Source organism: Variovorax sp. DAIF25 (genome assembly GCF_050711835.1).
GTDB lineage: Bacteria > Pseudomonadota > Gammaproteobacteria > Burkholderiales > Burkholderiaceae_C > Variovorax.
Genome location: NZ_CP136637.1, coordinates 427999 through 442169 on the forward strand (window position 1 = coordinate 427999; position 14171 = coordinate 442169).

Sequence of the window (14171 nt, forward strand, 5' to 3'; positions counted from 1 at the left end):
CGCAAGGCGCGCCGCCATGCTGCGAGCGACGATCGGCGGGCCCACTCCCGGCGCGAGCCCCGCACCCGATGATCACGCTCTACCACTGCGCGAATGCCCGTTCGTTCCGCGTTCTCTGGATGCTCGAGGAACTGGGCACGCCCTACCGGCTGGAGATGCTGCCGTTTCCGCCGCGCGTGCTGCAGCGCGACTACCTCGCGATCCATCCGCAGGGCACGGTGCCGCTGCTGGTCGACGGCGAGATCCGCATGAACGAGTCGGTCGCGATCTGCCAATACCTGGCCAGCCTGCATGCGCCGACGCCATTGAACGTGGAGCGCGACGAGGCCGGCTATGCGCAGTACCTCAACTGGCTGCACTTCGGCGAGGCCTCGCTGACCTTTCCACAGGCCCTGGTGCTGCGCTACGGCACGCTCGAGCCGCAGGAGCGCCGGCTGCCCCAGGCCGCGCAGGACTACGCGCAGTTCTTCCACGGCCGCCTGCGGACGATCGAGCAGCTGCTGGAGACGCAGGACTTCGCCTGCGCCGGCCGCTTCACGGCCGCCGACATCTCGCTCGGCTATGCGCTGATGCTGGCGCGCGTGCTGGGGCTGCACGAGCGCTTCGGTCCGGCGGTGGGCGCGTACTGGTCGCGGCTGAGCGCGCGCGCGGGCTTCGAGCGCGCGATGGCGGTGCAGGAAGAGACGGCCGCGCGGTTGGGCCTGCCGTTGGTGCCGACCGCCGGCGTGGGCACCGGCAGGCGGCCACCGGCGCACGGCTGAAGCGCGGGCCGCTAGAGCGAGAGCGTGCCTTCCACGCAGCTCACGCAGGCACCGCCCACGCGCACCTTGCCGTGGGCATCGACGCGCACCTTCACGCGCCCATCGCGTCCCACGCAACGCCCCTGCGCGGCCACGTAGGCGATGCCGTCGGACGGCAGCAGGCCGCGTTCCCACTGGAAGGCCGCCGCGCTGGCATTGCCGCTGCCGCAGACGGGGTCTTCCTCGACCCCGCTCGAGGGCGCGAAGGCCCGGACCTCCATCGCCACCTCGCCTTGCGCATAGCGGCCGTACACGATGAGGCCGGTGACGCCGAGACGGCGCTCGAAGGCCGCGAGCCGCGCGAAGTCGGGCCGCAGGTCGATCACCGTGGCCGCGTCGGCCAGCGGCAGCACGACCCAGCGCGGGCCCACGTCCACGATGGCCGGCGCGGCCTCGGGGTTCGGCTGGCGGCCCAGGATGCGCCCGAGCTCCACGAGGTCGTCGGCCGCCAGCGGTGCCAGTTGCGCGGAGGGCAGGGCGAAGGCCAGCTCGCGGCCCTCGGGGCCGTCCTCCACCGTCACGTCGACAAGGCCGACGCCGCACTGCTGCACCAGCCGGCCGCCGTCGCGCAGCGTGCCGCGTTTGGCTTCGAGGAAGGCATGCGCGCTGCCCAGGGTCGGATGACCGGCGAAGGGCAGCTCGTTGCGCGGCGTGAAGATGCGCAGGCGATAGTCGGCCTCGGGCACGGTGGGCGGCAGCACGAAGGTGGTCTCCGAGAGGTTGGTCCAGCGCGCGATGGCCTGCATGGCCTCGGTGTCCAGGCCGTCGGCGTCGAACACCACGGCCACGGGATTGCCGGCCAGCGGCGTGGCTGTGAAGACGTCGACCACGGTGTAGCGATGGGGTTGTTTCATGCGGGGCTCCAGGGGATGTCGGTGCGTCAGGCAGTGTCGTGCATTCACTTCGCGGCGGCGTCCAGCACCGTCGAAAGGGCGGACAGCGCGGGGGCCAGGCGGTCGGGCGGCAGGTAGCCGAAGCCCAGGCGAAAGACGCGCTCGCTCTCGCCGAACCAGGCGCCCGAGGCCAGCTGCAGTTCGTGCCGCGGCAGCAGCTCCCAGAAGCGCGAGACGGCCGCGTCGTCGAAGCGATCGGCGCGCAGGCGCAGGCAGCACAGCGCGCCGCCGTCCGGGCGGATCCATTCGATGCGCTCGCGCTCGGCCTCGCACCAGGCCGCCAGTGTCGCGAGGCCTTCGGCGAGCAGCCGGCGGCGCGGCGCGAGCACGGGTTCGCGATGGCGCAGCAGCGCGGTGGCCAGCGCCTCGTCGAGCACCGAACCTGAGATCACGGTGTTCATCTTGGCCACGACCAGCCGCGCGCGCAGGTCCGCATCGGGCACCGTGAGCCAGCCGGTGCGCAGACCCGGCGCGCCCAGCGCCTTCGACACCGAGGCACCGGTGACGATGCGCGGATGCAGCGCGGCCAGGCTTTCCGGCACGGCCTCGTCGCCGTAGCCGGCCTCGCGGTAGGTCTCGTCGATGAACAGGAGGGCCTGCGGCGCCTGGCGCTGCAGCAGCGCGAGCAGTTGCTCGATGGCGGCGCGCGGCGTGCGCACCCCGCTGGGGTTCTGCGGCGAGGCGAGGCTCACGAGCCGGGTCTTCGGCGACAGGCTGGCGGCGATCGCGTCCAGGTCGAGCCGGTAGCCGTTCTCGAAGCGCAGCCCGACCTCGCGCACGGTGACGCCCGCGCCGCGCAGGCAGTCGCGGCTCGGCGGAAAGCAGGGCGTCACGAGCACCGCTTCGTCGCCGGGCCGGCAGACCTCGAAGGCCAGCAGGAACAGCCCGAGCGCCGTGCCCTGGGTGGTGACGATCTGCTCGGCGGGCACGCCGCAGGCCTTGGCGATCTCCTCGCGCAGTTCGACCGAGCCGGCCGAGCGGCCGTAACCCAGCTTCAGGCCGCGCAAGGTCTCGAGCCCGGCCATGTCGAGCACGTCGCCGACCGTCAGGTCCTGCGAGGTGCTCTCGGCCAGGTTGAACGGCCGGTTCACGTCGAGCAGGGAAATGATCTCGTTGTAGGGAAAGCGGCCGCGCCACGCCGGCTGTGCCGCCTCGGGGGCTTCGTGTTCAAGCACTGTCATTCGTTTCCAGGTCGCCCGGGTGGGAGGTTCATCCAGCGCCCGGGGCGTATCGGGCAGCAGGGAATACGGGCCATGCTAGTGATCGCCGGGCCATCGGAACAGCCACAATTTCCGCGAAATCGGACCAGTACAGTTCGCGTGCCTTCGGAAGCCGGTTCGCCCACAATCGAACCTCGTCATGCACGAGTCCCCCATGAACACAGGCACCCTTCAGCGCAACAGGCAAACGGCCGGCAGCGCGCCCGCACCCCATCGCTACGAGCAGCTCGCGGAACTCATCGTCGACACGATCGACAACGGCACGCTCGCGCCCGGCGAGCGCCTGCCGTCGGTGCGCGCCGTCAGCGAGCAGCACGGCATCAGCATCTCGACGGTGCTGCAGGCCTACCGCCTGCTCGAAGACCGCGGCGTGCTGGTCGCGCGGCCGCAGTCAGGCTTCTACGTCGCCGCCACGCAGGGCGGAACGCTGGCGCTGCCCTCGGTCTCGCGCCTGCGCTCGAAGGCTTCGACCGTGTCGATCAGCGGCGCCGTCGCGGCCCTGCTCGAGCACGCCTCCAACCCGGCGCTCGTGCCGCTGGGCTGCGCGGTGCCCGACGCGGCCCTGCTGCGCTCCCACCGGCTCGACCTCGCGCTCGCGCGTGCCGCGCGCCAGCATGGCGATCGCCACAACGTCTACGGCACGCCACGCGGCGACCCGCGGCTGCGCCGCGAGATCTCGCGGCGCGCGATGCGCATCGGGCATGCACTGTCGCCCGACGACGTGGTCATCACCAACGGCTGCACCGAAGCCTTCACGCTCGCGCTGAGCGCCGTCGCCAGGCCCGGCGACACCATCGCGGTGGAGTCGCCCACCTACTTCGGCTTTCTCCACACGCTCGAAGTGCTCGGACTCAAGGTGCTGGAGCTGCCCACCGATCCCGTCGAGGGCATCCACATCGAGGCCTTCGCGCGGCTGCTCGATACCGCTCCGGTGGCGGCCTGCCTGCTGTCGTCGAGCTTCAGCAATCCGCTGGGCGTGTCGATGCCCGATGCACGCAAGCGCGAACTGCTGGCCTTGCTCGCGCGGCACGACGTGCCGCTGATCGAGGACGACGTCTACGGCGACATCCACTTCGCGCGCGAGCGGCCCACGCCCTTCATCGCGCTCGACGGCGGCGCGAACACCCTCTACTGCAGCTCGTTCTCGAAGAGCCTCGCGCCCGGCTACCGCGTGGGCTGGATCGCGCCCGGCAAATACGCGCAGCAGGTGGTCGACCGCAAGCTCGCCTTCAGCCTCTGCAGCCCGGTGCTGCCGCAGGTCGCGCTCGCGGACTTCCTGGCCAGCGGCGCCTACGACGCGCACATGCGCCGATTGCGCCGCCTGCTCGAAGAAAACCTGCGGCACCTGACCCGCGCCATCGAGGCCAGCTTTCCGGCCGAGACACGCGTCAGCCGGCCCGCCGGAGGCTTCGCGCTGTGGGTCGAACTGCCGCGCGGCTTCGACTCGCGCGCGCTGTTCGACGCGGCGCTCGAGCTCGGCATCTGCTTCGCGCCGGGCGATGTGTTTTCCGCGAGCCGGCGCTTTCGCAACTGCCTGCGACTGAGCGCCGGCTGGAGCTGGAGCGAGCGGATCGAGGAGGGGGTTCGGCGGCTGGGGACACTGGCTCGCCGACAACACATCTGAAGGTCGGCGGTCCTCAGCCTCGACGCAGCAGATCGACGCCTGAGAACGGACCGCGCCCTTGCTGCAGCCTGCCGCCGGTCGACAGGCCCCCGAGCTCGATCGACACCCAACCCACGGCGGCGATCATCGACGCCACCTGCGCATTCGCATCCACGTGATCGCCCGACACGAAGATCACGCGTCGCCCGCCCTGCTGTTGCGGGTCTTCCGCGAGCAATGCCGCCGGCAGCGTGTTGAAGGCCTTGACCAGCCTGGCGCCCGGAACGAGATCGGCCACGATCTCGCTCGAGGTGCGGCCACGAAGGTCGGCGACGACGAGCTGGCCGTTCCTCTCCAGGTACGGGTTGCTGGTGTCGATGACGATTTTTCCGGCCAGCGATCCCAGGGTCGGCAGGGCCTCGGGAAGATGGCTCCATCGGAGTGCGAGGACCACCGTCGGTTCGGCGGCGGCCTCGGCTGCCGTGTCCGCGCGTGCGCTGGGGCCGAGCTCCCCGACGAGGTCGGCCAGCGAATCCGGCCCCCGGCTGTTGGCGAGGACGACCTCGTAGCCGGCCCGCGTGAATTGCGCCGCGAGCGCCTTTCCGATCCTGCCCGCTCCAATGATTCCGATGGCCATGGGTCCGTGTCCTTCCACTGTCGTGATTGAAACTGTCCGCGCGTCAAGGAATGAGAACGACCGAGCCCATGACTTCGCGCGCCGCGATGGCGCGGTGGGCCGCTGCGGCGTCCTTCAGCGGGTAGCTGCGATCGATGGCGGCGGTGATGCGGCCCGACCTGAACGCGTCGAACAGCGCGTCGGCGCCCGCCAGCAAGGCTTCGCGGGTCATCAGGTAGTGGGAGGACGACAGCCCCGTGAGGAACAGCGAACCCTTGGCCATCAGGAGGCTGGCATCGACGGGCGGCGTCGGGCCCGAACTGAAGCCGAAGCTCACCATCGATCCCAACGGCCGCAGGCAATCGAGCGACAGCAGGAATGTCTTCCGGCCGACGCCGTCGTACACGACATCGACGCCCTGGCCCGCCGTCAATTCGAGCACCCGGGCCACGAAATCCTCCTCGCTGTAATCGATGACCTCGTCGCAACCGTTGGCGCGGGCCACGGCCCTCTTGCCGGCGGAACCGACCGTGCCGATCACGCGCGCGCCGAGCGACCTGGCCCATCGGCATGCGATATGCCCCACGCCGCCCGTGGCGCCGTGATAGAGGAGGGTGTCGCCCGCCGCGATCGGCCGCGCCTTGAACAGCAGGCACCAGGCGGACAGGCCCTTGGACAGGATGGCGGCGACCTGCCGATCGTCGATGTCGTCGGGCACGGCGATGACATGGTCCGCCTGCACCAGGCACTCCTGCGCATAGGTTCCGCTGGCGCTGCGATAGGCGACGCGGTCGCCCGGCACGATGTCCGTGACCTCCGCGCCGACCGCGACGACCACGCCGACGCCCTCGGTGCCGGGCACGAACGGCATCGGCGCGGGAAGAACGCCCGCGCGCCGGAGGGTGTCGCTGAAATTGACGCCGATCGCGGTCTGTCTCACGCGCACCTGCGAGGGGCCAGGTTCGGCCGTGGGTACCTGCCCGAACTCGAGGACCTCGGGTCCCCCGGCCGCGCGAACGACGATGACTTGGTTCACTCTTTTTTCTCCCTGTGGCGTTGCCCGGTGCGTGCGTCCATTCCGGTGATCGGGAGCGCGCACGAAGACAGCAGAAGCGGATCTTAGAATGATCATTCTAAAGATGCCGAAGCGGCCTTGCCGTGGCACTACCTTCGCCAGGGTTTCTCGCGGCTTCGTTCGCACACGGGTGGCCGGGCTTGCGACGCCTTCGCGGCAGCACCTCGCCGTCTAAGATGCCCGCGAGAAGCGCCGGCCCGCAGGCCTGGCGAAGCGGCATCGACCATCGCAGCCGGGTCTCCCGGGATCGTTCAAATGGCAGGAAAAAAAGTCATCCACCCCAATGAAGCCGAAGCCGGCCAGAACCGCCGCGCCCAGGTCCTGGAAGCCGCCGCGGTCTGCTTCAGCAAAGACGGCTTCCACGGCACGAGCATCCAGAAGATCTCCGAAGCCGCCGGCATGAGCCCGGGCCACATCTATCACTACTTCCAGAACAAGGAAGCCATCATTCATGCGTTGATCCAGCAGAACCTGGGACGTGCCTTCGAGCACCTGTCCCATATCGAGGAGCGCAGCCGGGTCGCGGGCCCCGCCGATGCGCTGGTCGAGGAGATGCGCCATGCGGTGCGCACGCGCACCGATCCCCGGCACGTGCCCCTCGAGCTCGAGATCCTGGCCGAGTCCGCCCGGAACAGGAGCGTGGCGAAGTTCTTCCAGCGCGCCGATCGAGCGATCTACGAAAAGATCGAGGGCGTCGTCACGGCGATCCCGTCGTCCCGGGGCCTCTCCGCGGCCGAGCTGGAAGCGACCATCGACGTGATCGTTGCCATGTCCGACGGCCTGGTGTTCCGGGCCGTCGGCAATCCGAAGATGAACAAGGAGGAGGTCGGGAAGCTCATGCAGCGGGTGATGCGATTGCTGCTGGAGGATCGGAAGTCCTGATGCGGCCATCCGCCGTGGTGGATCGCGCCGCCGCCCGGCCTCACCACGCCGGAGCGCGCCGCCCCTCCTCGGCGAGGAACTCCACCAGCGTCGGCAACGACGCATCCATCGGCCGGTTGGCACGCACGCGCATCACGTAGCCCCATGAGCCGGCCATGCGCAGGCCCGGCGTCAGCGCCACCAGCCGGCCGCGCGCCAGTTCCTCGTCGACCAGCGGCGCACGCCCCAGCGCGATGCCCACGCCCGCCGCGGCGGCCGCCACCACGGTGCTCAGGCCGCTGAGCAGCAGCGGTTCCTGGCCCGCGCCGTCGGGCAGGCCCAGCCGGGGGCGCCAGGTGCGCCAGTCGGTCTCGGGGCTGTCGATGTGCTTCTCCTCGAGCCAGCGGTGGCGCGCGAACACGCGCGGGTCGTCGCGTTCGCCGGGCGCGACCAGCGTGGGACTGCACACCGGCACCACGGTCTCGGTCATCAGCGGGATGTCGCCCGGCGCCGCGAGGTGGGGGCCCAGCGCGCGCACGTGCAGGAACGCGAGGTCGATGTCCTGCGCGTCCCATGCGGGGTCCTGGCTGGCGTGCAGGAACAGCTGGATGTCGATGTCGGGATGCAGCTCGATGAAGCGCCCGATCCGCGGCGCCAGCCACAGCGCCGCGAGCGACGGGTTGGCCGAGATGTTGAGGCTGTTGCGCCGCGTGCCATGGGCACCGGCGCGGGTGTTGCGGCAAGCCGTTTCGAGCAGGGTCAGGGCCTGTTGCACCGACACCAGCAGCGCGGCGCCGGCCTCGGTGGTCCGCGCGCGACGCACCGTGCCGCCGCGATGCAGCAGGGTCACGCCCAGGTCTTCCTCGAGCGCGCGCAGCTGGTGGCTGATGGCGCTCTTCGTGACATGGAGTTCGGACGCGGCGCGGCTCAGGCTGCCCAGGCGGGCAACGGCTTCGAAGGCGCGCAGGGCAGCCAGTGGTGGCATGGGGCAGGGTGGAGCGGCAAAGGGTGCAATCTATCTCAACCCAGGATTGAAAAACCATCGCTTTCGCCGCGCGGCGCCATGCATGACGATGACGGCCTTACAGGAAGAACCGATCGCACCACCATGTATTTCGATATTCGACTTTGGCAATTGACAGCGGGCCTGCGCCTGCAGCTGGCGGGCGGCATCCTGCTCGGCCTGCTGGCGCTGGCGGCCGGCATCGCGCGCTATGTGTTCCTCGGCCAGCTGCTGGCGCGCGTGTTCGACGGCGCGCCCCACGGCGACTGGATCGCCCCGGCGGCCTGGGTGGGCGCGATGGTGCTGCTGCGCGCGCTGTTCGACCATCTGCGCACGGTGCAGGCCAACCGCGCCTCGGCCGAGGTGCAGCAGGCGCTGCGCGCGCGGCTGTACGACCGCATCGTCGCGCTCGGGCCGGCCTGGTTCGCCAACCAGCGCACCGGCGGCGTGATGCTGACTGTGGTCGATGGCGTGGAGCAGCTGCAGACCTTCTTCGGCCAGTACCTGCCGCAGGTCGTGATCGCGGCCGCGGCGCCGTTCGCCATCTTCGCGGTCATCGCCTTCTGGGACCTGCCGACCGCGCTCGTCTTCCTGGTCGCGGCGCTGTTCGCGCTGTTCGGGCCGATGGCCGTCCACATGCTCGACAGCCGCGCGAGCCTGGCGCGCACGCGCTCGCTCAATGCCTTCGGCGAGGAGTTCCTCGATGCCGTGCAGGGCCTGCCCACGCTGAAGTCCTACGGCCAGGGCAAGGCCTGGGGCGAGCGCCTCGCGGCCCGGGCGCGCAAGCTCTCGGACAACACCTTCTGGGTGCTGTCGGTGAGCCTGCTGACGCGCGGCATCAGCGACCTCGGCGTGGCACTGGGCGCGGCGCTGGCGCTCACGGTGGGCGCCTGGCGCGTGACGGCCGGCGACATGAGCGTGGAAGCCCTGCTGATCGTGCTGATGGCCGGCACCGAGATCTTCCGTCCGCTGCGCGAGCTGCGTTCGGTGCTGCACCGGGGCATGCTGGGCCAATCGGCCGCGGCGAGCATCCATGCGCTGATGGATGCGCAAGCGCCGACGGCCTCGCCCGACACAGCGCCAAACGCCGCCGGGCCCACGCATCTCGCGCCCACCATCGAATTCGACGGCGTGGCCTTCTCCTACTCGCCGCAGCGCGCCGCCCACCAGGGCCTGTCGTTCCGCATCGCCGCCGGCGAGCGCGTGGGCATCGTGGGCCCGAGCGGGGCCGGCAAGTCCACCATCGTGCGGCTGCTGCTGCGCGAGTTCGTGCCGCAATCGGGCACGGTCCGCGTCGGCGGCCACGACGTCAACGGCCTGGCCACGCAGACCCTGCTGGGCCACATGGCGCTGGTGAGCCAGGACATCACGCTGTTCCACGGCACGCTCGACGACAACCTGCGCCTGGGCCGGCCCGACGCCACCCACGAGCAGGTGCGCGCCGCGGCGCGGGCCGCCAACATCGACGACTTCATCATGGCGCTGCCGCAGGGCTACGCCACCCAGGTCGGCGAGCGCGGCCTGCAGCTCTCGGGCGGCCAGCGCCAGCGCGTGGCGATCGCGCGTGCCCTGCTGCGCGACGCGCCGATCCTGATCCTCGACGAGGCGCTGTCCTCGGTCGACACCGAGAACGAGGCGCTGATCCAGCAGGCGCTGGACCGCCTGATGGTCGGCCGCACCACGCTGATCCTCGCGCACCGCCTGGCCAGCATCATCGGCGCCGACCGCTGCCTGGTGCTGGACCAGGGACGCGTGGTCGAGGAGGGCCGGCATGCGGTGCTGATGCAGCAGCGGGGCCTCTATCACCGCCTGATGCACGAACAGGCCGTGGGCCTGGCCGGCGCGGCGCCCGCGCCCGTCGAAGCACAGGCCGCATCGGTGCGGCGCGTTGCCGCGGAAGAGGAGGGCGATCGCGGCCCCGCGTTGCTCCCGCTCGATGCCGACGCCGAGCAGGTCGGCTGGAAGGCCACGCTCGCCACCTTGCTGTCGGTGGTGCGGCCCTGGCGCGGCACGCTGATCGCCACCATCCTGTTGGGCGTGGCGCGCGTCGCGGCCTTCATCGGCGTCGGCGTGCTCAGCGCACTCGTGGTGGCCGCGATCCGCGACGGCCGCGACACCTCGGCGCTGATCGTCGGCCTGCTGGTCGCCGCGCCGCTGGCCGCGCTGTTCCACTGGCTCGAGTCGTGGCTGGCCCATGCCATGGCCTACCAGCTGCTGGCCGACATGCGCGTCAAGCTCTACGACAAGCTCGAGCGGCTCGCGCCCGCCTACCTGCTGCAGCGCCGCTCGGGCGATCTGGTCGCGCTGGCCACGCACGACGTGGAGATGGTCGAGTACTTCTACGCCCACACCATCGCGCCGGCCATCGTCTCGGTGCTGGTGCCGCTGTCGGTGCTGGGCTTCCTCGCGCTCTACAGCTGGCCCGTGGCGCTGGCGCTGCTGCCATTCCTGGCCTATGCGCTGGTGTCGCCGATCCGTGGCCGCCGCCAGGTCGATGCGCTCGGCGACCGCGCCCGCCATGCGCTGGGCGAGATGAGCGCCCATACCGCCGAGACCATCCAGGGCCTGGCCGACCTGACCGCCTTCCAGGCCACGGGCCGCCGCCGCACTCAGTTCCTCGAGGTGGCGGACCGCAGCCGCGCGCGGCGCCTGGACATCCTGAACGACCTGTCGCGCCAGACCGCCTGGTTCGAGATCGCGATGGGCCTCGGCGGCCTGGCCGTGGCCGTGGTCGGCGCGCTGCAGGTCGCGAGCGGCGCCTTGCCGGCCGGCATGCTGCCGCTGCTGGTGCTGATCGCGCTCGCCACCTTCCTGCCGGTGTCCGAGATCTCGCAGGTCAGCCGCCAACTGGCCGACACCATCGCGGCCACGCGCCGCCTGCACGTGGTCGAGAGCGAGCCCGAGCCCGTGGTCGACGGTCCGCTGCCGCCGCCGACGGCCACCCACGGCCTGTCGCTGGCCTTCGAGCGCGTCTGCTTCGCCTATCCGGGCAAGGCGCAAGACACCCTGCACGAGCTCGGCTTCGAGGTCCCGGCCGGCGCCACCGTGGCCGTGGTCGGCGCTTCGGGCGCCGGCAAGAGCACCGTGGCCAGCCTGCTGCTGCGCTTCTGGGATCCGCGCCAGGGCAGCGTGAAGCTCGACGGCGTGGACGTGCGCGAGCTGCGGCTCGACGGCCTGCGCGAACGCGTCGCGCTGGTGTCGCAGGACACCTACCTGTTCAACGACACGCTCGAGGCCAACATCCGCCTGGCGCGCCCCGATGCCAGCGGCGAGGAACTGGCGCTGGCGCTCGATCGCGCCGCGCTGACGGACTTCGTGCGCACGCTGCCCGAGGGCCTGGCCACGCGCGTCGGCGAACGCGGCATGCAGCTGTCGGGCGGCCAGCGCCAGCGCATCTCGATCGCGCGCGCCTTCCTCAAGAACGCGCCGGTGCTGATCCTCGACGAGGCCACCTCGCACCTGGACACGCTGTCGGAGCTGCAGGTGCGCGGCGCGCTCGATGCGCTGATGCGGCACCGGACCACGCTCGTGATCGCGCACCGGCTGTCGACCATCCGCGATGCCGACCTGATCCTCGTGCTGGAGAACGGCACGCTGGCGGAAGCCGGCACGCACGACGAACTGCTGCGGCGGCAGGGCGTGTACGCGAAGCTCGCGAGTCACCAGGGGGCGGCGCAGCCGCAACTGGCGCAGGCCTGAATCGGATCAGGAGGGCGGCCGCGACCAGCCGAGTTCGCCCTGAAGGAACTGCGCCGCCTCGGGCGGCAGATCGTTCCCGTCGAAGAAGGGCCCCACGGGCCGCTCGACCACGATGCGGCCCGCCTGCAGGTAGGCCACCCGCGTGGCCAGGCGCTTGGCCTGGCCGAGGTTGTGCGTGCTCATCACCAGCGTCACGCCGCTGGCGGCCACCTCCTCGATGAGCGCCTCGATCTCGTTCTTGGCACCGGGGTCGAGGCTCGCGGTCGGTTCGTCGAGGAACAGGATGTCGGGCTGCAACGCCCAGGCGCGCGCCAGTCCCAAGCGCTGCTGCTGGCCCCCCGACAGCGCGCGGGCGGGTCGGGCCGCGTGCTCGAGCAGGCCCACGCGCGCCAGCGCGTCGCGGCAGCGCCCGACGCGCTCGGCGGCGGGCACGCCCGACAGCCAGAGGCCGAGCCGGACATTGCGCGCCACCGAGAGGCTCAGCAGGAAGGGGCGCTGGAACAGCATGGCGGTGCGCGGCATGCGCCCCTCGGGCCGCAGCGGGCGCTGCGCGCAGCGGCCGTCGCAGGGCAGCAGGCCGTGCAGCACGCGCAGCAGCGTGGTCTTGCCCGAACCGTTCGCGCCGACGAGAACGAGCCTGTCGCCGCGCGAGACGGTCAGCGAGGCATCCCGGAGCGCCACCAGCGCGCCGAAGCGCACCTCGGCATGCTCGGCCACGATCAGCGGCGCGGCGTCGACGGCGACCGGCGGATGATGGGTGGGCGATGGAGCGGCGGGCTCCGGGCCCGGTCGCGCGGCGGCGCGCAGCGGCCGGTTCGCGATCCACTGCAGCAGCCCGATCGCGCCATTGATCGCGCCGACCACGGCCAGCAGCACCAGGCCCAGCGCCAGCGCGAGCGCGAGATCGCCCTTGCTGGTCTCGAGCGCGATGGTGGTGGTCATCACGCGCGTGACGCCGGCGATGTTGCCGCCGACGATCATCACTGCGCCGACCTCGGCGATGGCGCGTGCGAAGGCCGTGAGCAGCACCGTGGCCACGCCCATGCGGTCGTGCACCAGCATCAGCAGGGCGGCGACCAGGGGCCGTGCGCCGAGCGAGCGCAACTGGTCCCCGCCCTCGGCCAGCGCCGCCAGCACCAGCCGGCGCGAGAGGGCGGCGATCAGCGGCGTGACGAGCACGCTCTGCGCCACCACCATCGCCGCGGGCGTGAACAGGATGCCGAGCTCGCCCAGCGGGCCCGAGCGCGAGAGCAGCAGGTACACCAGCAGGCCCACCACCACCGCGGGCAGCGCCAGCAGCGTGTTGACCAGCCACACGGCCAGCGCATGGCCCGGGAAGCGCGCCACCGCGAGCCAGGCGCCCAGCAGCAGGCCGATCAGCGCGCCGATCGCGCACGCGGTCGCGCTGACCTGCAGCGACAGCGCGGTGATGTGCACGAGCTCGGGGTCGGCACCGACGATGAGCCGCCACGCCAGCGCCCAGCCTTCGTTCATGGTGTTCATCGAAGCAGCGCCCGGCTCAGCCGCGAGCCGAGGTTCGCGATGGGGTGCCGGGAAGGCCGGCGCCGTTCACTGGTTCGCGTTCGGGAAGAACAGCTGCTCGCCGTCGATCTTGTACGAGGCGACCACCGCCTGGCCGGCCGGCGACACGACCCAGTCGGAGAAGGCCTGCGCCAGGTCCTTCTTGACGTGCGGATGCTTGGCCGGGTTCACGACGATCACGCCGTACTGGTTGAAGAGTTCCTTGTCGCCCTCGACCACGATGCCCAGGTCGCCGCGGTTCTTGAAGCTCAGCCAGGTGCCGCGGTCGGAGAGCACGTAGGCATTGGTCGAGGCCGCGATGTTGAGCGCCTGGCCCATGCCGCAGCCGCACTCCTTGTAGCCGGCGGGCTTGGCGCTCGCGAGGTCGATGCCGGCCAGCTTCCACTGGCGCAGCTCGGCCGAGTGGGTGCCGCTCTTGTCGCCGCGCGAGATGAAGGCGCCGCCCGTGGCGCCGAGCCGCTTGAGCGCGGCCGCGATGTCCTTGCCGCGCGCGCCGGCCGGGTCGGACTTCGGGCCGATCAGCACGAAGTCGTTGTACATGACCGGGCGGCGGGGCAGCCCGAAGCCCTCGGCGACGAACTTCTCCTCGGCCGGCTGGTCGTGCACGAACTGCGCGTCGGCGTCGCCGCGGCGCGCCATGTCGAGCGCCTGGCCCGTGCCCACGGCCACCACGCGCACCGCGATGCCCGAGGCCTGCGTGAACTGCGGCAGCAGGTGCTTGAAGAGGCCCGACTGCTCCGTGGAGGTGGTGGAGGCCAGCACGATGAACTTGTCCTGCGCCTGGGCGAGGGGCGCGAGCAGCGCGCCGGCAAGAACGCCGGCGAAGGCGAGAAGGGTGGAGCGTTTGCGCGAGTTCATG

11 protein-coding genes and 1 pseudogene are annotated in these 14171 nt (G+C 71.3%); 4 read left to right on the forward strand and 8 right to left on the reverse strand.

The window, feature by feature from the left end:
* Nucleotides 1–68: 68 nt before the first annotated feature.
* Complete coding sequence (locus tag R0232_RS36015) at nucleotides 69–761, forward strand: glutathione S-transferase family protein (protein ID WP_431514048.1); 693 nt, start codon at nucleotides 69–71, stop codon at nucleotides 759–761.
* 11 nt (nucleotides 762–772) lie between these two features.
* On the opposite strand, the gene R0232_RS36020 is transcribed toward R0232_RS36015, so the two are convergent.
* Together R0232_RS36020 and R0232_RS36025 are read right to left on the reverse strand one after the other, a co-directional pair.
* Nucleotides 773–1654 carry a PhzF family phenazine biosynthesis protein gene (locus R0232_RS36020; RefSeq protein ID WP_431514049.1) on the reverse strand — a complete coding sequence of 294 codons (882 nt, stop codon included), beginning with the start codon at nucleotides 1652–1654 and terminating at the stop codon, nucleotides 773–775.
* 44 nt (nucleotides 1655–1698) lie between these two features.
* The gene (locus R0232_RS36025) at nucleotides 1699–2874 is read right to left on the reverse strand and encodes a pyridoxal phosphate-dependent aminotransferase (protein ID WP_431514050.1); all 1176 of its coding nucleotides are present in this window, start codon (nucleotides 2872–2874) and stop codon (nucleotides 1699–1701) included.
* Nucleotides 2875–3067: 193 nt separating this feature from the next.
* On the opposite strand from R0232_RS36025, the gene R0232_RS36030 reads away from it, so the two are divergent.
* A complete protein-coding gene (locus R0232_RS36030) occupies nucleotides 3068–4537 on the forward strand; it encodes a PLP-dependent aminotransferase family protein (RefSeq protein WP_431514051.1) in 1470 nt (489 codons plus the stop codon).
* Nucleotides 4538–4550: 13 nt separating this feature from the next.
* On the opposite strand, the gene R0232_RS36035 is transcribed toward R0232_RS36030, so the two are convergent.
* Nucleotides 4551–5153 carry an NADPH-dependent F420 reductase gene (locus R0232_RS36035; RefSeq protein ID WP_431514052.1) on the reverse strand — a complete coding sequence of 201 codons (603 nt, stop codon included), beginning with the start codon at nucleotides 5151–5153 and terminating at the stop codon, nucleotides 4551–4553.
* 43 nt (nucleotides 5154–5196) lie between these two features.
* Nucleotides 5197–6168, reverse strand: coding sequence for a quinone oxidoreductase family protein (locus R0232_RS36040; RefSeq protein ID WP_431514053.1), 972 nt, complete (start codon nucleotides 6166–6168; stop codon nucleotides 5197–5199).
* Between the two features lie 294 nt (nucleotides 6169–6462).
* Here R0232_RS36040 and R0232_RS36045 point away from each other — a divergent pair, with 294 nt between their 5' ends.
* Nucleotides 6463–7089 carry a TetR/AcrR family transcriptional regulator gene (locus tag R0232_RS36045; RefSeq protein ID WP_431514054.1) on the forward strand — a complete coding sequence of 209 codons (627 nt, stop codon included), beginning with the start codon at nucleotides 6463–6465 and terminating at the stop codon, nucleotides 7087–7089.
* Between the two features lie 40 nt (nucleotides 7090–7129).
* Here R0232_RS36045 and R0232_RS36050 read toward each other — a convergent pair whose 3' ends face one another.
* Nucleotides 7130–8053 (reverse strand): LysR substrate-binding domain-containing protein, encoded by a 924-nt coding sequence (locus R0232_RS36050; protein ID WP_431514055.1) that lies wholly within the window; start codon nucleotides 8051–8053, stop codon nucleotides 7130–7132.
* 123 nt (nucleotides 8054–8176) lie between these two features.
* On the opposite strand from R0232_RS36050, the gene R0232_RS36055 reads away from it, so the two are divergent.
* Nucleotides 8177–11770 (forward strand): ATP-binding cassette domain-containing protein, encoded by a 3594-nt coding sequence (locus tag R0232_RS36055; RefSeq protein ID WP_431514056.1) that lies wholly within the window; start codon nucleotides 8177–8179, stop codon nucleotides 11768–11770.
* A gap of 6 nt (nucleotides 11771–11776) precedes the next feature.
* Here the strand turns inward: R0232_RS36055 and R0232_RS36060 are convergent, their stop codons facing one another.
* From R0232_RS36060 to R0232_RS36070, 3 genes and pseudogenes are all read right to left on the reverse strand, one after another.
* Nucleotides 11777–12487: an ATP-binding cassette domain-containing protein gene (locus tag R0232_RS36060; RefSeq protein ID WP_431514638.1), complete on the reverse strand. Its 711-nt coding sequence runs from the start codon at nucleotides 12485–12487 to the stop codon at nucleotides 11777–11779.
* Nucleotides 12488–12595: 108 nt separating this feature from the next.
* Nucleotides 12596–13273, reverse strand: a pseudogene (locus R0232_RS36065) (ABC transporter permease); the annotation flags it as partial.
* A 66-nt stretch (nucleotides 13274–13339) separates the two neighbouring features.
* Complete coding sequence (locus R0232_RS36070) at nucleotides 13340–14170, reverse strand: substrate-binding domain-containing protein (RefSeq protein WP_431514057.1); 831 nt, start codon at nucleotides 14168–14170, stop codon at nucleotides 13340–13342.
* Nucleotide 14171 lies beyond the last annotated feature (1 nt).